At 17.7% G+C, this 22,670-nt stretch carries 21 protein-coding genes and 3 tRNA genes; 9 read left to right on the forward strand and 15 right to left on the reverse strand.

Annotated features, from left to right (window positions below; genetic code table 11):
- Nucleotides 1-4: 4 nt before the first annotated feature.
- From nuoH to AACL00_RS01395, 10 genes are all read right to left on the reverse strand, one after another.
- A complete protein-coding gene (nuoH, locus tag AACL00_RS01350) occupies nt 5-1,033 on the reverse strand; it encodes an NADH-quinone oxidoreductase subunit NuoH (RefSeq protein WP_339044891.1) in 1,029 nt (342 codons plus the stop codon).
- Between the two features lie 40 nt (nt 1,034-1,073).
- A complete protein-coding gene (gene nuoG / locus AACL00_RS01355) occupies nt 1,074-3,413 on the reverse strand; it encodes an NADH-quinone oxidoreductase subunit NuoG (RefSeq protein WP_339044892.1) in 2,340 nt (779 codons plus the stop codon).
- Between the two features lie 67 nt (nt 3,414-3,480).
- Nucleotides 3,481-4,767, reverse strand: a complete 1,287-nt coding sequence (gene nuoF, locus AACL00_RS01360; protein ID WP_339044893.1) for an NADH-quinone oxidoreductase subunit NuoF — start codon at nt 4,765-4,767, stop codon at nt 3,481-3,483.
- On the reverse strand, nt 4,767-5,246 hold the full coding sequence (gene nuoE / locus AACL00_RS01365; protein ID WP_339044894.1) for an NADH-quinone oxidoreductase subunit NuoE: 480 nt from the start codon (nt 5,244-5,246) through the stop codon (nt 4,767-4,769). The genes nuoF and nuoE overlap by 1 nt, the downstream gene beginning before the upstream one ends.
- Before the next feature lie 60 nt (nt 5,247-5,306).
- Nucleotides 5,307-6,560 carry an NADH-quinone oxidoreductase subunit D gene (locus tag AACL00_RS01370; protein WP_339044895.1) on the reverse strand — a complete coding sequence of 418 codons (1,254 nt, stop codon included), beginning with the start codon at nt 6,558-6,560 and terminating at the stop codon, nt 5,307-5,309.
- A 43-nt stretch (nt 6,561-6,603) separates the two neighbouring features.
- Nucleotides 6,604-7,176, reverse strand: a complete 573-nt coding sequence (locus AACL00_RS01375) for an NADH-quinone oxidoreductase subunit C (protein ID WP_339044896.1) — start codon at nt 7,174-7,176, stop codon at nt 6,604-6,606.
- 20 nt (nt 7,177-7,196) lie between these two features.
- Nucleotides 7,197-7,673: an NADH-quinone oxidoreductase subunit B family protein gene (locus AACL00_RS01380; protein ID WP_339044897.1), complete on the reverse strand. Its 477-nt coding sequence runs from the start codon at nt 7,671-7,673 to the stop codon at nt 7,197-7,199.
- A gap of 6 nt (nt 7,674-7,679) precedes the next feature.
- Nucleotides 7,680-8,036: an NADH-quinone oxidoreductase subunit A gene (gene ndhC, locus AACL00_RS01385; RefSeq protein WP_339044900.1), complete on the reverse strand. Its 357-nt coding sequence runs from the start codon at nt 8,034-8,036 to the stop codon at nt 7,680-7,682.
- Between the two features lie 17 nt (nt 8,037-8,053).
- Nucleotides 8,054-8,136 (reverse strand) — tRNA-Leu (locus AACL00_RS01390).
- Nucleotides 8,137-8,173: 37 nt separating this feature from the next.
- Nucleotides 8,174-8,428 (reverse strand): hypothetical protein, encoded by a 255-nt coding sequence (locus tag AACL00_RS01395; RefSeq protein WP_339044902.1) that lies wholly within the window; start codon nt 8,426-8,428, stop codon nt 8,174-8,176.
- 144 nt (nt 8,429-8,572) lie between these two features.
- Between AACL00_RS01395 and cspE the strand changes: the two genes are divergently transcribed.
- Entirely contained in the window at nt 8,573-8,776 is a 204-nt protein-coding gene (gene cspE, locus AACL00_RS01400; protein WP_339044903.1) for a transcription antiterminator/RNA stability regulator CspE, read from the forward strand.
- A 550-nt stretch (nt 8,777-9,326) separates the two neighbouring features.
- Here the strand turns inward: cspE and ftsH are convergent.
- From ftsH to rpsO, 3 genes are all read right to left on the reverse strand, one after another.
- Nucleotides 9,327-11,111 carry an ATP-dependent zinc metalloprotease FtsH gene (gene ftsH, locus AACL00_RS01405; protein WP_339044904.1) on the reverse strand — a complete coding sequence of 595 codons (1,785 nt, stop codon included), beginning with the start codon at nt 11,109-11,111 and terminating at the stop codon, nt 9,327-9,329.
- A gap of 76 nt (nt 11,112-11,187) precedes the next feature.
- Nucleotides 11,188-13,263 (reverse strand): polyribonucleotide nucleotidyltransferase, encoded by a 2,076-nt coding sequence (gene pnp / locus AACL00_RS01410; RefSeq protein ID WP_339044906.1) that lies wholly within the window; start codon nt 13,261-13,263, stop codon nt 11,188-11,190.
- Between the two features lie 25 nt (nt 13,264-13,288).
- Nucleotides 13,289-13,561 carry a 30S ribosomal protein S15 gene (gene rpsO, locus AACL00_RS01415; RefSeq protein ID WP_339044908.1) on the reverse strand — a complete coding sequence of 91 codons (273 nt, stop codon included), beginning with the start codon at nt 13,559-13,561 and terminating at the stop codon, nt 13,289-13,291.
- Between the two features lie 181 nt (nt 13,562-13,742).
- On the opposite strand from rpsO, the gene rlmB reads away from it, so the two are divergent.
- The 3 genes from rlmB to nadC are packed head-to-tail and all read left to right on the forward strand — an operon-like array spanning nt 13,743 to nt 16,497.
- Nucleotides 13,743-14,495: a 23S rRNA (guanosine(2251)-2'-O)-methyltransferase RlmB gene (gene rlmB / locus AACL00_RS01420; protein WP_339044910.1), complete on the forward strand. Its 753-nt coding sequence runs from the start codon at nt 13,743-13,745 to the stop codon at nt 14,493-14,495.
- Between the two features lie 59 nt (nt 14,496-14,554).
- Nucleotides 14,555-15,634 (forward strand): quinolinate synthase NadA, encoded by a 1,080-nt coding sequence (gene nadA, locus AACL00_RS01425; RefSeq protein WP_339044912.1) that lies wholly within the window; start codon nt 14,555-14,557, stop codon nt 15,632-15,634.
- Between the two features lie 56 nt (nt 15,635-15,690).
- Nucleotides 15,691-16,497 carry a carboxylating nicotinate-nucleotide diphosphorylase gene (nadC, locus tag AACL00_RS01430; protein WP_339044914.1) on the forward strand — a complete coding sequence of 269 codons (807 nt, stop codon included), beginning with the start codon at nt 15,691-15,693 and terminating at the stop codon, nt 16,495-16,497.
- A 72-nt stretch (nt 16,498-16,569) separates the two neighbouring features.
- Here the strand turns inward: nadC and nadB are convergent, their stop codons facing one another.
- A complete protein-coding gene (gene nadB, locus AACL00_RS01435) occupies nt 16,570-18,147 on the reverse strand; it encodes an L-aspartate oxidase (protein WP_339044915.1) in 1,578 nt (525 codons plus the stop codon).
- Nucleotides 18,148-18,324: 177 nt separating this feature from the next.
- Here nadB and fdxA point away from each other — a divergent pair, with 177 nt between their 5' ends.
- From fdxA to AACL00_RS01460, 5 genes are all read left to right on the forward strand, one after another.
- The gene (gene fdxA, locus AACL00_RS01440; RefSeq protein ID WP_339044917.1) at nt 18,325-18,648 is read left to right on the forward strand and encodes a ferredoxin FdxA; all 324 of its coding nucleotides are present in this window, start codon (nt 18,325-18,327) and stop codon (nt 18,646-18,648) included.
- A 68-nt stretch (nt 18,649-18,716) separates the two neighbouring features.
- Entirely contained in the window at nt 18,717-19,754 is a 1,038-nt protein-coding gene (locus AACL00_RS01445) for an NAD(P)/FAD-dependent oxidoreductase (protein WP_339044919.1), read from the forward strand.
- 211 nt (nt 19,755-19,965) lie between these two features.
- Entirely contained in the window at nt 19,966-20,931 is a 966-nt protein-coding gene (locus AACL00_RS01450; RefSeq protein WP_339044920.1) for an RluA family pseudouridine synthase, read from the forward strand.
- Between the two features lie 286 nt (nt 20,932-21,217).
- Nucleotides 21,218-21,290: transfer RNA gene (locus AACL00_RS01455), tRNA-Pro, on the forward strand.
- A 14-nt stretch (nt 21,291-21,304) separates the two neighbouring features.
- Nucleotides 21,305-21,378: transfer RNA gene (locus tag AACL00_RS01460), tRNA-Arg, on the forward strand.
- Nucleotides 21,379-21,764: 386 nt separating this feature from the next.
- Here AACL00_RS01460 and AACL00_RS01465 read toward each other — a convergent pair.
- Nucleotides 21,765-22,670, reverse strand: coding sequence for an RluA family pseudouridine synthase (locus tag AACL00_RS01465; RefSeq protein WP_339044921.1), 906 nt, complete (start codon nt 22,668-22,670; stop codon nt 21,765-21,767).

Here is a 22,670-nt window from a genome sequence, read left to right on the forward strand (position 1 = left end):
AATTTTATTTTTTAAAAATATTTATTTGTAATATAGTAGCGATTATAATAAAACATATAAAAGTAATTGGAAGAAAAAATTTCCAATTTAATTTCATTATTTGATCGTATCTATATCTAGGTAAAGTACCTCTTATCCAAATAAATATAAATATTAAAAAAAAAGTTTTAATTCCTAACCAAAAAAAATTTGGAATAAAATTTAAAATTTTAATTGGAGCTATCCAACCTCCTAAAAATATTAATGTTGTTAATATAGAAATTAAAATTATATTTGTATATTCTGATAAAAAAAATATAGCAAATAACATTCCAGAATATTCTACCATATAACCTGCAACTATTTCTGATTCACCTTCAACAACATCAAAAGGATGTCTATTTGTTTTAGCAATCCCAGAAATAAAATATATTATAAATATTGGAAAAATTAAAAAACAATTCCAAGATAAAAAATTTAATCCTAATTTTTTTGCAAAAAATCCATTATTTTGAAAATTAACTATTTTAATTAATTTTACACTTTTAGTTAATAATATAACTATTATTAAAGAAAAACTCATTGTTATTTCATATGAAATCATTTGTGCTGCTGCTCTCATTGCTCCTAAAAAAGCATATTTTGAATTTGATGACCAACCAGCAAAAATTATTCCATATACTTCTATTGAAGTTATAGCTATTATAAATAATAAACCTGTATTAAGATTAGTAAAAATTAATTTTGGACCAAAAGGTATTATTGCCCAAGCTGTTAAAGTTGGCATTATAGTTATAATTGGAGCAATATGAAATAAAATTTTATTTGATTTTTTTGGAATTATAATTTCTTTAAATATTAATTTTAAAGTATCAGCGATAGGTTGTAATAAACCTTTAAAACCTACTCTATTGGGACCTACTCTTAAATGTAACCAAGCAATAATTTTTCTTTCTATATAAGTTAAATAAGCTACACAAATTAATAATGGTATTATTATTAATAATATTTTTATTATTTCATAAAAAATATTAAAATTATAAATTTTTATCATATAAAATATTTTTTTTTTTTAAAAAAAAAAAAAAAAATTATTAATTATTATTAATATAATGTTTTTTTATTTTAATATTTCCTATCATTTTTCCTAAATTAGAAGTTTTTTTATGTGCAGCAGAAATTTGTATAACATTTTCTGGTAAATTTTTATCTATATACGCTTCTAAAATTGCATAACCTTTTTTTTGTTTAATATAAATTATATTATAATTTGAAATAGATAATTTTTTTGATAGTTTTTTTGAAATTAATATTTTAGGTTCTTGAGAATCTTGAGTTTTTGAAAGTATTTTAGATCTTCTTAAAATAGAATTTGATAAATAAATTGGTATATCTGAAATTCTTTCTAGTAATAATTTATTATATTTTTTTATTGGTTTAAATTTTAATTTACAATAATTATTTAATTTATTAATAATTTCATTTTTATTTGTAAAAATTTTTTCTTTTATTTCTAATGAAGATTTATAATTTAAATTAGGTATTTTAAATATTTTTCCTAATTTGCATAATAATTCCCATCCTGAAATAATATTATTTAATGGTTTTATTGATCTTTTAAAACTTTGGGGAATTCCTTCAACATTAATAAATGTTCCAGAATTTTCTGTAAAAGGTGTTATTGGTAAAATTACATGCGCATATTTCATATTATGTATAAATGGAGAAATAACAACTGTAAATTTCGATTTTTTTAAAGCTTTTTTTGTTAATATAGGATTATAACAATCAAATTCAGGTTCTACATTATATAATATATAGCTTTTGTATAAATTTTTAAATAAAGTTTTAGAATTAATATTTTTATTTTTAGAAAAAACTTTTGTTATATATCCACTAATAATGTTATTTGCTTCTGTTAAATATCCTAATTTTGAATTTGTTTCTTCAGAAATTGTTTGTGAAATTATATGTATTTGTGAGTATTCTGGGTGTTGAGTTACTAAATTACCTAATAAAATAATTGTATTTTTTAAAAATAATAAATCATTTGCAATATTTTTTGATTTTTGAGAAATTTTAATATTAGTAATAAATTCTGGGATTTTTTTTTTTTTTTTTTTTAATATATATACAAGAATTTCATAAAGAATTTTTACCCATAAAGATGGTTGAATAATAATTTTATTATTTATTAAAATTGAATTATCATTATAATTTGCATTTAAAATATTAATTTTTGAACCATTTTTAATTGATTGTCTAATTTTTAAAGAAATTATTGGATGATCTTTTTTTAAAAAAGATCCTATTATAAAAGCTCCGTTAATATTAGGAATATCTTTAATATTTATACCTAACCATGGTATAATTTTATTATTTAAATTAAAATCTGTTTGTCTAAGACGAAAATCTATATTTGGTGAATTTATTTTTTTTGTAATTTTTTTTATTAAAAATAATTCTTCTAAAGTTGAAGATGTATTACAAATTGTGGCTATAGAATTTGAATTATATTTTTTTTGAATTTCTATAATTTTATTTTTTATATATTTTAAAGCTTCTGATAATTTTACTACTTCCCATTTTTTATTAATTTTTATTTTTGGTAATAAATTTCTATTATTATATAATCCATCATAAAAGAATCTTTCTTTGTTTGATATCCAACATTCATTAATATTTTTATTTTCATATGGTAATATTCTTAATATTTTATTATCTTTTATTTGAATTGTTAAATTTGATCCAGAATTATCAAAAGGACTTATAGATTTTTTATTTTTTAATTCCCAAGGTCTTGCTTTAAATCTGAAAGGTTTTGAAGTTATTGCACCTACTGGACAAATATCTATCATATTTCCGGATAATTCTGAATTTATTTTTTTTCCATAAAATGTAATAATTTCTGATTTTTCTCCTTTATTAATTATTCCTATTTCTGAATTACCAGCAATTTCTTCACTAAATCTTATACATCTAGTACAATTAATGCAACGATTCATTTCATTCATAGAAATTAAAGGACCTACATTTTTTTTTAAAAAAACTCTTTTATTTTTATAATCTTTAGAAAAAAAATTTCCATATTTCATAGAAAAATCTTGTAATTTACATTCTCCACCTTTATCACAAATTGGACAATCTAAAGGATGATTTATTAAAAAAAAATCTAAAATATTTTTTCTTGCTTCTATTACTTTTTTAGAATTAGTTTTTATAATCATTCCATCACTTATTTCTGTTGCACAAGCTGGTAATAATTTTATAGAATTTTTAATTTCTATTAAACACATTCTACAATTTGCAGAAATAGATAATTTTTTATGATAACAAAAATATGGTATATATATCCCATTTTTTTTAGCAATATTTAATATTGTATTTTTTTTTTTAATAAAAAATTTTTTTTTGTTAATTTTAATATTTATCATTTTAAAATTTATAAATTATATTTTTAAAATTATTTAATATTTTTATAAAATATATATTTTTTATATATTAAAATATTAAACATTTTTTATATTTTATATGATATAAAAATTCTTTATAAAAAGTTTTAATAAAAGATGAAGTAGAAATAGAAGCTGCATCTCCTAAAGCGCAAATTGTATTTCCTAAAATATTTTTTGATATTAATAAAAGTTTTTCTAAATCTTCTTCTTTTCCAAATCCATTTTCTATTTTTTTTACTATTGAGTATATCCAACCAGTTCCTTCTCTACAAGGTGTACATTTACCACAAGATTCTTTTTTAAAAAAATTTGAAATATTCATTAAAATTTTTACCATACATCTAGTTTCATTTAAAATTATTACTGCTCCTGAACCTAACATAGAGCCATGTTTTAAAATATCATCATAATCCATATTAATTTTTATCATAATTTCTCCTAAAAGTATTGGTGTAGATATACCTCCAGGAATTACTGATTTAATTTTTTTTTTATTTTTCATTCCTCCAGAAATTTTTAATAATTTTTTAAATGGTGTTCCTAAAGGTACTTCATAATTTCCTGGATTTTTTATATCACCAGAAATAGAAAAAATTTTTGTTCCTCCGTTATTTGGTTTGCCAATTTTTAAATATTTTTTTGCACCTAATTTAATAATAAATGGAATGGAAGCAAAAGTTTCTGTATTATTTATAATAGTAGGTTTTCCATATAAACCAAAATTTGCAGGAAATGGAGGTTTAAATCTTGGTTGGGGTTTTTTTCCTTCTATAGATTCTAATAATGCTGTTTCTTCTCCACAAATATAAGAACCATAACTTCTATGAATATATAAATTAAATTTTAAATTACTTCCTAATATATTATTTCCTAAAATATTTGCTTCTATTGCTTCTTTTATAGCAATATTAAATCTTTGATAAGCTTTAAAAATTTCACCATGAATATAATTATATCCTATTGTTATTCCCATAGTATATCCTCCTATTATCATTCCTTCTATTATTGCATGTGGATTATAAAGTATTATATCTTGATCTTTAAAAGTTCCTGGTTCTCCTTCATCGCTATTACAAATTAAATATTTTTGTCCCGGATATTTATAATTTATAAAACTCCATTTTAATCCTGTTGAAAACCCTGCTCCTCCTCTTCCTCTTAATCCAGAATTTTTAATTTTTTTTATTATTTTTTTAGGATTAATATTATTATATAATATTTTTTTTAAAGATTTATAACCACCTCTTTTAATATAATCATTTAAATGCCAATTTTTACCATTTAAATTTAAGAAAATTAATGGATTTATATGTTTATTGTGTAAACATGACATTATTTAAACTCCTTTTTTAATAATTTATTAATTTTTTTTTTTGTAATATTATTATATATATATTTATTATTTACTAAAATTACTGGTCCTTTACCACAAGTTCCTATACATTCTCCATTTATTAGTGTAATTTTTTTATTTAAAGTTGTTTCATTAAAATTAATTTTTAATTTTTTTATTAAATATGATTTAATTTTGTTAGCTCCTGAGAGTACACAAGATAAACTTGTGCATATTGTTATTTTATATTTACCTTGAGGTTTTAAATTATACATTTTATAAAATGTAATTATTTCTAATACTGATATATATGGTATATTAATATATTTTGCTATTTTTTTTTGAAGTTTTTTAGATAACCAACCATAGTTTTCTTGAAGAATTATTAATGCTGATATTAAAGCAGATTTTTTTTTATTTATAGGATATTTTTTAATTTCATTATTTATTTTATTTAAAATTTTTTTATTTAAAATCATATTTAAAATTTTTAAAAAATATTTATATTAAAAATTATTTATTAAAAATAATTTTAATTATTATCTATCTATATCTCCTAAAACAATATCTTGTGTTCCTATTATTGCAACAGCATCAGATAACATGTGACCTTTAACCATTTTATTAAAACTTTGTAAATGTGCAAATCCTGGAGATCTTATTTTAATTCTATAAGGTTTATTAGCTCCATCAGAAATAATATATATTCCAAATTCTCCTTTAGGATGTTCAATAGCTGAATATACTTCTCCTTCTGGAAGACAAAACCCCTCTGAAAATAATTTAAAATGATGTATTAATTCTTCCATACCACTTTTGATATTATTTTTAGTTGGAGGAGAAATTTTATGGTTATTAATTTTTATAGGTCCTGGATTTATTTTTAACCAATTTATACATTGTTTAATTATTAAATTAGATTCTTTCATTTCTTGCATTCTTACTAGATATCTATCATAACAATCACCATTTTTACCAATTGGTATAGAAAAATTTATTTTTTCATATATAGCATATGGTTGTTTTTTTCTTAAATCCCATTTAACCCCAGAACCTCTAAGCATAGGACCAGTAAAACCCATAGAAATAGCATCTTCTGGTGTTACAATACCAATATTTTTTAATCTTTGTTTCCAAATTTTATTATCTGTTAAAAGAGTTTCATATTCTTCGATATATTTAGGAAATTTTTTAGTAAAATCTTCAATAAAATCTAATAAAGATCCTTGTCTATTTTCATTTATTTTATTTAAATAATTTTTATTTTTTTTAAAAATTTTTTTAAATTTTGGCATTTTTTCTGGTAAATCTCTATAAACTCCTCCTGGTCTATAATAAGCAGCATGTATTCTAGATCCAGATACTGCTTCATAACAATCAATTAATGTTTCTCTTTCTCTAAATGTATATAAAAAAACCCCCATTGCTCCCATATCTAAAGCATGAGAACCTAACCACATTAAATGATTTAATATTCTTGTTATTTCATCAAACATAACTCTAATATATTTAGCTCTGATTGGTATTTCAATTTTTAATAATTTTTCTATAGCTAAAACATAAGCATGTTCATTGCACATCATAGAAACATAATCTAATCTATCCATATATGGAATTGATTGAAGATAAGTTTTTTGTTCTATTAATTTTTCTGTTCCTCTATGTAAAAAACCAATATGAGGTGTAGCTTTTTTAATTATTTCTCCATCTAATTCTAATATTAAACGTAAAACTCCATGTGCTGCTGGATGTTGAGGACCAAAATTTAATATAAATTTTTTTTTTTTATTCATATTATTTTAATTTATATTTTTAAAATAATTAAAATTTAGTAATTTATTTTATAATTCTTTGTGGTATAAATGGTTTTTTAATATCTATAATTTTATAATTTACATTTTTTTTAGAGTTATCATAATATATTTCTGTGTATCCATAAACTAAAAAATCTTTTCTTAAAGGATGTCCTATAAAATTATAATCAGTTAAAATTCTATTTAAATTTTTATGATTAGTAAAAATTATACCATATAAATCATAAATTTCTCTTTCATACCAATTAGCAGATTTCCAAATATTTGTTAATGAAGGTAATTTAGGATTATTATTATTTTTAATAAATACTTTTATTCTTAATCTCCAATTATATTTAATAGATAAAAGATGATAAATAACAGCAAATCTATTAATATTTTTTTTAAATTTATTTTTATAAGTTAAATAATCTACACCACAAATATCTATTAATTTTTTAAATTGTGTTTTTTTATTATTAAAAATTTTTTTCATACAAAATAAATAATTTTTTGGTTTTATTACAATAGTAATTTCATTAAATTCTTCTTTAAATTTTTCTATAAAATTACCTAAAATTTTAAAAATATATTTTTTAAGTTTTTCATTTTTCATTTAATTTTTACAAATTAAAATTATTTATTAATAATATTTTGATTTTTAATTTTATTTTTTAATTGTATTATTCCATTTATTAATGCTTCTGGAGTAGGTGGACAACCTGGAACATATATATCAACAGGTACTATTTTGTCACATCCTCTAACAACAGAATAAGAATAATGATAATATCCACCGCCATTAGCACATGAGCCCATAGATATTACCCATCTTGGTTCAGGCATTTGATCATAAACTTTTCTTAATGCAGGTGCCATTTTATTACATAAAGTTCCAGCAATTATCATAACATCTGATTGTCTAGGAGAAGCTCTAAACATTACTCCAAAACGATCTAAATCATATCTTGAAGCACCAGCATGCATCATTTCTATTGCACAACAAGCTAAACCAAAAGTCATTGGCCACATAGAACCACTTTGTGCCCAATTAATTAATTTATTTAATGTTGTTGTAGCAAATCCATTATGTAATTTATTATTATTTAACATTTTTTATTACCATTCTAAAGCTCCTTCTTTTAATATATATAAAAAAGCTATAATAAGTTCAAAAATAAAAATCATTATAGTAATATATCCATATATTCCTATTTTTTTCATAGATATACACCAAGGAAAAAAAAAAATACTTTCTATATCAAATAAAATAAAAAAAATTGCAATTAAATAATATTTAATATTAAATTTTATTCTTGAATCTTTAAAAGAATTAAAACCACATTCGTATGAAGAATTTTTTTCTTTATATGATTTATGTGGTCCACATATATAACCAATAATTTGAGGAATAATACCTATTGTTATTCCTATAAATATAAATAATAATATTTTTAAATAATTTTTATTATACATATTAAAAAAAAAATTTATACCGATGACGAGAATTGAACTCGTATAGCTTTTACGCTATTACCTCCTTAAGGTAACGTGTATACCATTTCACCACATCGGTATTTTAAAAATACTTAAATATTTTTATATAGTTAATTTTAATTATTATTATTTTTAATAAAAATTTTATTATTAAAATATACAGAAGTTATTGTTAATAATAAAAATATTATTATTATAGTTATGATTAATTTAAAGTAAAAATGATAATATTCATCATAATCTAAAAAATTTAAATAAGATTTATTGTTATATATATTAATATTTTTATTATTTTCAAATAATATTAAAATAATAATAATTAATCCTGAAAAAATTTGTAAAAAAGTAATAATTACATACATTTTATACATATTTTTTTGTATATTTTATTTATTTTAATAAAATATATACTTTGTAATATTTTTATTATATAATAATTATAAATTATATATATTTTATATATATGTAATGTGTTTTGGTATTTAAATAATTTTTATATTTACAAGAAAAATTTTATGGCAACAGGAATTGTAAAATGGTTTAATGATTCTAAAGGTTTTGGTTTCATAACTCCAGATGATGGTAGTGAAGATTTATTTGCGCATTTTTCTGCTATTCAAATGAATGGATTTAAAACTTTAAAAGAAGGACAAAAAGTACAATTTGAAATAACACAAGGTGCTAAAGGTAAACAAGCTTCTAATATTCAAACTCCTTAATTTTCTGTATTTTTAAAAAAAAATATATATATATTATACAACATATTAAAAATGATAGTATTATTTTAATATGTTGTAATATATATATTTTATATTTTATAAAATTTTATTATTATAATTATTATATTTTTTAAATATATTATATAAATAATTTTTAAATTATAAATTTTTTAAAATTTTTATTTATAATATAATAAATTATTTTAATATTATTAATTAATATAAAATTTTTTTAAATTTATATATAAATATTTTTATTTATTTTTTTAAAATTTTTTATAAAAAAAAATATATTATATTTTTTAATATTTTTATAAAATAATTTATATTATATTTAATTTTTTATATATATTATATATATTTTAATATTTTTTTTATAAAATTAATAAAATTATATTTATTTTAATTTTTTAATAATATTTTTTAAAAAAAAAAAAATGATAATATATTTAATATTTTAAAAATTAAATTTTTTTTATTTATATTTTATATATAAAATATAATTATTTTTGTTTATAAAATTAATTATTTATTTTAAATAATTAAAAAGTTAATTTTTAATTTTCATAATTTTATTTATTTCTTTTGAATTTAAAGTTTCTTTTTTTAATAATTTTTTTACCATTATTTTTATTTTATTTTTATTATTTTTTATTATATTTTTTGAAATTTGATATTGTGTATTAATAATTTTTTTAATTTCTTTATCAATTTTGTATTTTGTTTTTTCAGAAATATTTTTATTATAATTTTTATTAAAAGAATCATCATTTTTATGATATACAACTCCTATTATTTTTGACATACCATAACATATTACCATATCTTTAGCTAATTTTGTGGCTCTTTTAAAATCACCAGAAGCGCCTGTAGAAGAATTTTTTGTAAATATTTCTTCTGATATTCTACCAGCTAATAAAATAGAAATTTTTTCTAAAATTCTTTTTTTATATAAATTAATTTTATCATATTTAGGTAGTTGCCAAGTAATTCCTAAAGAATATCCTCTAGGTATAATAGTAACTTTATGAATTGGGTCAGATTTTGGAAATGTTTTTGCTACTATTACATGTCCTGATTCATGATAAGCAGTATTAATACGATCTTTTTCTTGAATAAATATTGATTTATTTTCTGGGCCTAAAATAATTTTATCTTTAGCATATTCAAAATTTTCCATTTCTACTACTTTTTTATTTAAACTAGCTGCATTAATAGCTGCTTCATTAACTAAATTTGCTAAATCTGCACCAGAAAAACCTGGGGTACTTCTTGCTAAAATACTTATTTTCATATTAATTAATATAGGTACTTTTTTAATATGAATTTTTAAAATTTCTTCTCTTCCTTTAACATCTGGTAATGTAATTAATATTTGTTTATCAAATCTTCCAGGTCTTAATAATGCTTTATCTAAAACATCAACTCTATTAGTGGCTGCTATTATTATAATTCCAGAATTTTTTTCAAAACCATCCATTTCTACTAATATTTGATTTAAAGTTTGTTCTCTTTCACTATTACCTCCACCAGATAATTCATATCCTCTTTGTCTTCCTACTGCATCTATTTCATCTATAAAAATTATACATGGAGAATATTTTTTAGCATTATTAAACATATTTCTTACTCTTAAAGCGCCAAGACCTACAAATAATTCTACAAATTCAGAACCTGAGATAGTAAAAAATGGAACTTTTGCTTCTCCTGCGATAGCTCTTGCTAATAATGTTTTACCAGTTCCTGGAGGGCCTACCATTAATATTCCATGTGGCATGTATCCACCTAATTTTTTAAATTTTTGAGAATTTTTTAAAAATTCTATTATTTCTTTTAATTCTATTTTAGCTTCATTACACCCTGCAACATTTGAAAAATTTATAAAATTATCTTTTGTATTTATCATTTTAGCTTTAGATTTATTAAAAGAAAAATTTACATTTTTACTATTTTGCATATTTTTTATAAATAACATCCAAAAAAATGCTACCATAAAAGTTGGTAACCATGATAAAAATGTTTGTAGTACCCAAGATTTTTGATGACCATTTTTTACTTCAAATATAATTTTATTTTTTATTAAACGTGATATTAATTTTTTATCTAAAGAAGTAATTGTTGTTTTAATATATTCATTATTTAAATTTTTTGCTTTTAAAATATTATTATTTATTAAAACTTTCTTAATATTTTTTGTTTTTATATCATTTATAAATTTTGAGTATGGAATTTTTTTATAAAGAATAATTTTTGAATTGTTAATTCTTTTTATATGTGTAAAAATTAAAAAAAATAAAAGTAAAAATAAAAAACTTTTATATATTTTTCGTCTCATTTTAATATTTTAATATTTATATATTTATTAAATAAAAAAAATATATTACATATAATTAATATTATATATTATATTTTTAATATTTTTTTTTTTTCATAGAAAATTTTAATCTTCCTTTATTGTCACAATTTATTACTTTAATTTTAATTATTTGTCCTTTTTTTAAAAAATCTTTTATAGATTTTTTTTTTTTATTTGTTATTTGGTTAATATGTAATAAACCATCTTTACCTGGAATAATTTGAACTATAGCGCCAAATTCTAATATTTTTATTACAGTTCCTTTATAAAATTCTCCTATTTTTATAGATTTTGTAAGTATTTCAATTTTTTTTTTTGCATTTTGTCCTGTTTTTTTATCTATTGATAATATAGTTATTATTCCTTCATTACTAATATCTATATTTGTTTTAGTTTTTTGTATAATATTTTTAATTATTGAACCACCTTTACCTATTATATTTTTAATATTTTTTGGATTAATTTTAAATTTTATTAAATGTGGTGCAAACTTTGAAAGTTTTATTTTCTTTATAGAAAGTGAATTTTCCATTTTTTTTAAAATTTTTAAAAGATTTTCTTTTGCTTGCATTAGAACACGAAAAATATTTTTTTTTGTTATCCCTGTAGTTTTTATATCCATTTGTAAAGCAGTAATTCCCTTAATAGTTCTAGTTATTTTAAAATCTAAAATCCCTAATTGATCTTCTTTTCCTAAAATATCACTTAAAATTATATTTTTTTTTTTATTTCTTATTAATCCTATTGCTATCCCAGCAACATAATTTTTTATTGGAACACCAGCATTTACTAAAGCTAATGATCCTCCACAAACAGAAGCCATTGAAGAAGAACCATTAGATTCTGTAATTTCTGAAACAATTCTTATTGAATAATTAAAATTTTTTATATTAGGTAATGAATTTATTAATGCTCTTTTTGCTAAATATCCATGTCCTATTTCTCTTCTTTTTGGAAAATTTATTTTATTTATTTCTCCAGTAGCAAAAGGTAACATATTATAATGTAACATAAATCTTTCTGAATGTTCTCCTAAAGAAGTTTCAATTTTTTGTTCATCTTTTGAAGATCCTAAAGTAGTTATTACTAATGCTTGAGTTTCTCCTTTAGTAAAAAGAATAGATCCATGTGTTCTAGGTAAAATACTAGTTTTTATATTTATAGGTCTAATATCCATTATTCCTCTTTTATCTATTCTAGAATTTCCATTAAAAATTTTATTTTTATTTTTTTTAAAAATTGTTTTTAAATAAAAATTATTAATTTCTTTAATTTTTTTTTTTTCTATTTTATTTAAACTTAAAAAAATTTTTTTTTTTATTAAATTTAATTTATTATTATTTAATAATAAATTATCAATTTTATATATATTTTTTAATTTATATTTTATTAAATTTTTAATTTTAAATATTTTATATTTATTTTCAGGTTTCCAATTTATTTTTTTTTTATTTACTTTTTTTTTAAATTTATTTATAAAATCTATTATTATTTTAATTTTTTTTTGTCCAAAAGTTATAGCTTTTAATATTTTTTTTTCTGATATTTCTTTTGAAATTGCTTCAAGCATTAAAATTTTTTTTTTTGTTCCAGATAAAATTAAGTTTAATTTTGAAAATTTTAATTCTGAAATAGTAGGATTTAAAATAAATTTATTATTAATATATCCTATTCTTATTGTAGCAATAGATTCTTTAAAAGGTATTCCTGAAATAGATATTGCTACTGAAACTCCTATAGCTGCTAAAATATCTGGATCATTTTCTTTATCTACAGATAAAGTATGAATTATAATTTGTATTTTATTAAAAAAATTTTTTGGAAATAATGGTCTAATTAATCTATCAATTAAACGAGATATTATTATTTCTCTTTCTGATGGTTTTCCTTCTCTTTTAAAAAATCCTCCAGGAATTTTACCTATTGAATATAATTTCTCTATATAATTAATAGTTAAAGGAAAAAAATTTTTTTTTTTAATTTTTTGTAAATTATTAACAACAGTTACTAAAACTATTGTATTATTAACAGTAATTTTTACTGAGCTAGAAGTTTTTTTAGCTATTTCTCCAGTTTCTAAAATTATTTTATAAGATTTAATTTTTAAAACTTTAATAATTTTTTTAAACACAAATTCCTTTACATATTAATATAATTTATTTTCTTATTTTTAATTTATTAATTAATAAATTATATTCTTTTTCATTTTTTTTTTTTAAATAAAATAATAATTTTTTTCTTTTATTTATTATTTTTATTAGTCCTATTTTTGAATGATTATCTTTATTATTTTTTTTAAAGTGTATATTTAAATTATTTATACGATAAGTTAAAATAGCTATTTGAACTTTTGTAGAACCTGTATCATTTTTATTTTTTGCGTATTTATTTAAAATAATATTTAAAATTTCTTTGTTATTTATTTTCATAAATGTTATAATATTTAGTTATGTATTATAAAAAATTTTTTTAAAAAAAAAAAATATTAAAAATATAATATAAATATTATATTATATATTTATAAAAATATTATTTTTTAATATAATTATTATAATAAAAAAATATTTTTAGTAAATTTTAAAAATTTTTAAAAAAAATATAATTATTTATATGAAAAAAAATATTATTTTTGGTTTTCATTCAATTTTTTCTTGTATAAAAAATAAATTTTTTTTAATAAATAAAATTTATATTAATTATAATAGAAATGATATTCGTATAAAAAAAATTTTAAATTTGTTATCAAAAAAAAAAAATTTAATTAAAAAAGTAGATAAAAATTATTTATTTAAAATATCTAAAACAAATGCTCATCAAGGTATAGTTGCTTTAATATATAAAAAAAATACTTTTTTAAAAATTGAAAATTATATTAATAATATAAAAAAAAATTCTTTATTTTTAATTCTTGATAGAATTACTGATCCTCATAATTTAGGTGCATGTTTACGTACTGCTAATTGTTTTGGTGTTAAAGCAGTTATTATTGCAAAAAATAAATCAGTTAAATTAAATTCAACTGTTACAAAAGTTTCTAGTGGAGCATCTTTAAATATTCCTTTTTTTAAAGTTTCTAATTTGATTAATATAATTAATTTATTAAAAAAAAAAGGTGTTTGGATAATAGGTATGGATTGTAATAATTTAAATAAAAATTTATATAATATGAATTTTACAGGTTCTTGGGCATTAATTTTAGGTTCTGAAAATAAAGGTATTCGTCAATTAATAAAAAAAAATTGTGATTTTTTAATTAAAATTCCTATGTTTAGTAATATAAAAAGTTTAAATGTTTCTGTAGCTTTAGGAATATGTTTATATGAAATTAAAAAACAACAATTTTTTTTAAAATATAAAAAATAATTTTTATATTTTTTTTAATATAATATATAAAATATATTTATATTATTTAAATATTAATTATGATATCTTCTATTAAGTGGTTTAATTTTCAAAGACAAAATTTAAATGGTAAGATTACAACTTTAAAAGCTTGGTCTGAAACAAAATTAAAAGTTAATATTAAAAAACGTAAAATTTTAAAAAAAAGTATTAAAAAATTATTAAAAATTAAAAAAGCTGTTTTAATAGCTCATTATTATGTAAATAATGATTTACAAGATATTGCTGAAGAAACAGGTGGATGTGTAGCTGATTCTTTAGAAATGGCTCGTTTTGGAAAATATCATAATTTTTCTACTATTATTATTGCTGGAGTTAAGTTTATGGGTGAAACAGCAAAAATTATTAGTCCAAAAAAAAAAATATTAATGTTAGATATAAATGCAACATGTTCATTAGAATTAGGTTGTAATTTTAATGATTTTAATGATTTTTGTAATAAACATCCAGAAAGAATTGTTGTAGTTTATGCAAATACTAATGCTTTAATTAAAGCTAGGGCTGATTGGATGGTAACATCTTCAATAGCTTTAGATGTTATTAATTTTTTACATAATAAAGGGAAAAAAATTATTTGGGCTCCAGATAAGTATTTAGGAAATTATATAAAATTAAAAACAAAAGCTGATATGTTAATATGGAATAGTTCTTGTATTGTTCATGAAGAATTTAAAAATTTAGAATTAAAATTAATGAAAAAAAAATATCCAGATGCATTAGTTTTAGTACATCCTGAATCTCCTATAGATATTATTTCTCAAGCAGATATTGTTGGTTCAACTTCTCAATTAATTTTAGCTTCTCAAAAATATAATGTAAAAAAATTTATAGTTGCTACTGATAAAGGTATTCTTCATAAAATGAAATTATTATCTCCTGAAAAGATATTTTTTATGGCTCCTACTGCTGGTAATAGTGCAACATGTAAAAGTTGTACACATTGTCCTTGGATGGAAATGAATAATTTAATTAAACTTGAAGAAGTTTTAAAAATAAATTCTAATGAAATTAAAATTGATACTTTAATAGCAAAAAAAGCTAAAAAATGTATAAAAAAAATGTTAAATTTTTCAAAAAATTTTAAAAATAAATTATTATAAATAATATTATTTTTAATAAATAAAAATATTATTTTTTTTTTAAAAATTTTATTTAAATGAATAAAATTATTAGTGCAGCTATTGAAGAAGATTTAAAAAATTTTGGTGATATTACAAGTAAAATTATTATTTTTAAACAAATAGTTAAAGCAAAAATTATTGTTCGTAGTGATGCTATTTTATGTGGAATGTTTTGGGTTAATTCAATTTTATCAAAAATTGATAAAAAATTAAGAATTGAATGGAAATTTTCTGATGGAGATTTTGTAAAAAAAGATTCAGAAGTTTGTAATTTAATAGGAAATATACATTCTTTATTATTATCTGAAAGAATTATATTAAATTTTTTACAATTATTATCTGGAGTATCAACAATTACTAGAAAATTTGTTAATTTAGTAAAAAATACTAATACATATATTACAGATACAAGAAAAACTATTCCTGGATTAAGAATTGCACAAAAATACGCAGTAATTGTTGGTGGAGGAATAAATCAACGTTTAGGTTTGTATGATGGGGTTTTAATAAAAGAAAATCATATAAAAATGTTTGGTGATATAAAAAATATATTAAAAATACTTATTAGAAATAATATTATTTTTCAAATAGAAGTAGAAAATATTAATGAATTACATGATGCTTTAAATTTAGGAGCTAATTCAATTATATTAGATAATTTTACATTTGATATGATTAAAGAAAGTGTTAAAATTAATAAGAATAGAGCTTCTTTAGAAGTTTCTGGTAATATTAATGCTAACAATATTAGAAAAATCGCTGAACTTGATATTGATAGAATTTCTTTAGGAATTTTAACAAAAAATTTAAAATCTATAGATTTTTCTTTATTAATTTTATAATTTAATAAATAATTTATTTATTAAATAAATAAATAAATAAATAAATATTAAATATTAAATATTAAATATTTTTTATTTTATAATTGTATTTATTTTTATATTTGAAATTTTAGGATAATTATTAATATAATAAGCGCCTCTACTTTCTTTTCTATTTAATGCACTTTTAATTATTATAAAAGATATTTTTATTAAATTTCTTAATTCTAAAATAATTTTAGAAATTTTATTTTTTAAAAAATAAATATTAATTTTTTTATTTAAAAAGAAAATATATTTTTTTGTTAATAATAATTTATAAATTGTTTTAATTATTCCTACATTTTTCCACATTAATAATCTTAAATTATTTTTAATTTTAAATATTTTTTTTTTTTTAAAAATTTTATTTATATAAATATTATTGTAAAATAAATTTTTACTTTTATAATTTTTTTTTTTTTTTATATATTTATAAATATTATAACCAGAAACTAAACATTCTAATAAAGAATTGCTTGCTAAACGATTAGAACCATGTAAACCTGTAAAAGTTGTTTCTCCTCCTGCATAAAGTCCTATTATATCAGTACAACCAAAAGTATTAGTTAATATTCCTCCACATATATAATGTGCCGCTGGTATAATAGGTATAGGTTCTTTAGTAATATTAATTTTATGTAATAAACAGTTTTTATAAATATAAGGAAAATATTTTTTAATAAAAAAAGAATTTTTATGACTTATATCTAAATTTAAAAAATTAAGTTTTAAATTTTTCATTTCATTATTAATAGCTCTAGTTACTATATCTCTTGGAGCTAATTCTAATTTTTTAGAATATTTATACATAAATCTTGATGAATTAAAAATATTATTAATAATATTTTTAGGGATTGTTAATATTGCTCCTTCTCCTCTTAAAGCTTCACTAATTAATAATTTTCTTTTATATTTATTTTTATATAAACATGTTGGATGAAATTGCATAAATTCCATATTTACTATTCTACATTTTGCTCTAGCAGCTATTGCAATTCCATCTCCTGTAGAGGAATTAGAGTTAGAAGTATGAGCATAAATATTACCTATACCACCTGTTGTTAAAATAATATTATTAGAATAAATATTAATTATTTTATTATTTTTAATATTTAAAACTTTTATTCCTATACATTTTATTTTTTTATTTTTTATTTTTGTTATGATAATATCAATTAAAAAATGTTTTTTTAATAATAAAATATTTTTTTTTTTTTTTATTTTTTTTTTTAAATTTTTTTGTATTTTTAAACCAGTATTATCTTTTATATGAATTATTCTTCTTTTGGAATGTCCACCTTCAATTGTTAAATGATATTTTTTATTTTTTTTTGTAAAATTTATATTTTTTTTAATTAACCATTTAATATTTTTTTTAATATTTTTAATAAAAAAAGTTACAGATTCTTTATTACAAATTCCTACTCCAGCATTTAAAGTATCTTTTATATGATTTTTATAAGTATCATTTTTTTTTAAAACTGTCGCAATACCCCCTTGAGCTTTTATACTAGCACCACTTAATAATTTATTTTTAGTTATTAAAATAATATTATTTGTTTTTGATAAATGTAAAGCTGTTATAAAACTTGTTAATCCACTTCCTATTATTATTATATTAAATTTCATTTTTTTTATTTATTATATATAATATATATATATTATTTTTATAAAAAATATAATTTTTAAAAATTACATTAAATAATTTATTTTTATATTATAATTTATATATATTAAAATTAATTAATATTTTTTTAAGATATTTTTTATAGAATTAAAAAAATAAATATTTTTAAATAATATTTTATGACACATGTAGTTACTGAATCTTGTATACAATGTCGTTATACAGATTGTGTAGATGTTTGTCCTGTTGATTGTTTTAGAGAAGGTATTAATTTTTTAGTTATTGACCCTGAAGAATGTATAGATTGTGCTGTTTGTGTAGCAGAATGTCCAGTTAATGCTATTTATGCTGAAGAAGATGTACCAAAAAATCAATTTGATTTTATTGAACTTAATAAAAAGTTATCTAGTAATTGGTTACAAATTACAAAAAAAAAAGAAGCTTTAAAAAGTTCAGAAAAATGGAAAAATATAAAAAATAAAAAACATCTTTTAAAGATTTAATTATTTTTTTATATAAAATATTTTAAAAATATCTTAATAATTAATTATTATTGTTATAATAAATATATATGAATAAAAATATTATTAAAACTGATGCATTAATTATTGGTGCTGGACCAGTAGGTTTATTTCAAATTTTTGAATTAGGTTTATTAGAAATTAAAGTTCATATTATTGATTCTTTAAAAAATATTGGAGGTCAATGTATAGAATTATATCCTGATAAACCAATATATGATATCCCTGCTGTTCCAGTGTGCACTGGAAAACAATTAATTAATAATTTATTAAAACAAATTGAACCATTTAATCCTATTTTTCATTTAAATCAAGAAGTTTTAAATATTAAAAAAAGAAAAGATAATTTTTTTAATGTAGAAACAAATATAGGAACAAAATTTATTACTAAAACTATTTTTATTGCTGCAGGGGTTGGTTCATTTAAACCAAGAGAATTAAAAGTATCAGGGATAAATAAATTTAAAAACTCTCAACTATTTTATAATGTTAAAAATATTAATTTTTTTAAAAAAAAAAATATTATTATTTGTGGAGGAGGAGATTCAGCTTTAGATTGGACTTTAAATTTATTAAAAATAGCAAAAACTGTAACTTTGATACATAGAAGAGATAATTTTAGAGCTTCTCCGTTATCTGTTTCTAAAATGAAATCTTTATGTTTAGAATATAAAATGCAATTTTTAATAGGTCAAATAATAGGTTTTAATATTAATAAAGAAAAAAAATTATCTGAAATTAAAATTATAAGTACTGATAATGTAATACGTCGTGTACCTTTAGATATGCTTTTAGTTTTTTTTGGATTATCTCCTAAACTTGGAGCAATAAGTAATTGGGGATTAGATATAAATAGAAAACAAATAATTATTAAAAATCTTGAAACATTTGAAACAAATATACCGGGGATTTTTGCAATTGGTGATATTAATATTTACCCAGGAAAAAAAAAATTAATTTTATCAGGTTTTCATGAAGCGGCTTTAGCTGCTTTTGGTTCAAGTATTTATATTTTTCCTAAAAAAAAAATATTTATGCAATATACAACAACATCTCCAAAATTACATAAAATTTTAGGTATTAAATAATTTTTTTTTAATAATTTGAATAATTTACTAAAATGAAAGAAAAAAATAAAAAAATTTTATTGATATTATATATAAAATATTTTAATTAAAAATTTTATTAAAAAAAAATTATATTATTAATATGTAAAAAAAATTTTTAAATTTTAAATAATATTTATATAAAATTATTTATAATAAATTTTTTAATAAAATAAATTAAATTATTAAAATAATGATTATTAATAAATATATTTTTTTAAAAATTTCTAAAAAATATATAGGACAAAGAATTGATAATTTTCTTTTAAATTTTTTAAATAATTTTAATAGAAATTATATATATAAAATATTACGTTTAGGTAAAATAAAAATAAATAAAAAATGTGTTAAATATTATTATAAATTAGAAAAAAATAATATACTAAAATTACCTTTAATAAAAAATCAAAATCAAAATCAAAATCAAAATCAAAATCAAAATCAAAATCAAAATCAGAATAATAAAATATTAAAAATTAAATTAAATATTTTATATGAAGATAAATATCTTTTAATAATAAATAAAAAATTTGGTATAGCAGTACATTCAGGGTCAGGTATTAATTTTGGTTTAATTGAAAATATTAGAAAAAATAATAAAAATAAAACTAATTTTTATGAATTAGTTCATAGAATAGATAGATATACATCAGGAATTTTATTAATAGCTAAAAAACGTTCTTGTTTAAAATTTTTACATGAACAAATGCGTAATAAATTAATAAAAAAATATTATTTAGTTTTAGTATATGGAATTTGGAAAAATATTTATAATAATATAAAATTATATTTAGGTAAAAAAAAAATTAATAATGAAAAATATATTTGTATTAAAAATAATGGTAAATTTTCTTATACAAAATTTGTTTTAATTAATAAATATAAAAATTTTTCTTTATTAGAAGCTGAATTAAAAACTGGTTATACACATCAAATTCGTGTTCATTTATCTTCTATAGGTTTTCCTATTGTTGGTGATAAAAAATATGGTAATCATATTTTAAATAATTATTTAAAAAAAAAAAATAAAAATTTAATTTTTAAAAAAATGTTTTTGCATTCATATAAAATATATTTTATTCATCCTAAAAAAAAAAAAAAAATTTTTTTAATTTCTAAATTACCTAAAAAATATTTAAATTTTTTAAAAAAACTTTAAAAATTAAATTAATATTTTTATGTTAAATAATATTAAAATTAATAATAATAATTTTTATAAAAATAAATAATTTATTAATTTTGTTATTAAAAAATTAAAATTTTTATTTAAAAGTTAATAAAAATATTTTATATTTAATATAAATAAATTATTAAATTAAAATTAATTAATAAAATAAATTTGTTATTTTTAAAAAAATAATTTTTATAAAAAAAATTTATATATAATTTTTATAAAATTTAAAAATATTAATAAATTATTAAAATTTTATTTTTTTTTATATATACGGAGTGTAGCGCAGTTGGTAGCGCACCTGGTTTGGGACCAGGGGGTCCAAGGTTCAAATCCTTGTACTCCGAAAATAAAAAAAAATCTGCCTTTAGCTTAATAGGATAGAGCAATGGCCTTCTAAGCCATAGGTTATGGGTTCGAAACCCTTAAGGCAGATTATTATTATTTTAATAAAATTTAATTTATATTAATATTTTTATTTATATTATAAGTAATAATTATTATTAATTAAAAATTTTTAAAATTTATTTTTTTTAAATTATTTAAAATATATATTTTAATAATATAAAATATATTATATTTTTTTATAAAAATATTAATTTAATATATAAAAATATAAATATTATATTTTTATATTTTATTTAAATTAAAAATTTTTTTAAAAATATATATATTTTAAATAAAAATAATAATGTAATTTATTAAATTAAGTAATATTTTAAATATTAATAATATTTTTTTTATATATATTATATTTTATAAAAATATTTTTAAAATTTTTATAAAAAAATAAAATTATTTTAATAATTAATTTTAAAAAATTATTTTAATAAATTTAAAAAATAAGAAGATAATTTTATAGTAAAAAAAATTTTTTTTTTTTTTTTAGGATGAATAAAAGAAATTTTTTTTGCTATTAAAGCTTGATATTTAAATTTATAAATATTTTTTTTTTTTCCATATAAATTATCTCCTATTAAAGGAAATCCTAAATTTTTCATATGTATTCTTATTTGATGTGTTCTTCCTGTTTTTATTTTACAATATATAAAACTAACTTTTACTTTTTTTATTTTACTAATTGCTAAACGTTTATAGTAAGTTATAGATTTTTTAAAAATATTTTTTTTTGAAATAGTCATTTTTTTTCTATTTTTAAAATCTCTAATAATACAATTATTAATTATACCTTTTTTATTAATATGCCCCCAAACTAAAGCTAAATAATATTTATTTATAATACGATCTTTAAATTGTTTTATTAATTTATAATAAGAAAATATAGTTTTAGCAATAATCATAATACCACTAGTATTTTTATCTAATCTATGTATTATACCTAATCTGGGAATATTTATTAATTTTGGATATTTATATAATAATCCATTAAATAATGTTCCATACCAATGCCCAGGCGCAGGATGTACAACAATCTTTATTGGTTTATTAATAATTAAAATTTCTTGATCTTCATATATACATTTAAAAAAAATTTTTTCTCCTAAAAAACATTTTTTTTTATTATTTTTTTTAAAAATAATTTTTATAATTTTAAAATTTTTATTTTTTATTGATTTTTTAATAAATTTATTATTTATAAAAATATTTTTTTTTTTTATTAAATATTGAATATAATTACGAGAAAATATAGGAAATAAAATAGATAAGATTTTATCAATTCTTAAATTATAAAAATTATTGTTTAATATAATATAATAAATTTTCAA

This window comes from Candidatus Zinderia endosymbiont of Aphrophora alni, from assembly GCF_964019745.1.
Classification (GTDB): domain Bacteria; phylum Pseudomonadota; class Gammaproteobacteria; order Burkholderiales; family Burkholderiaceae.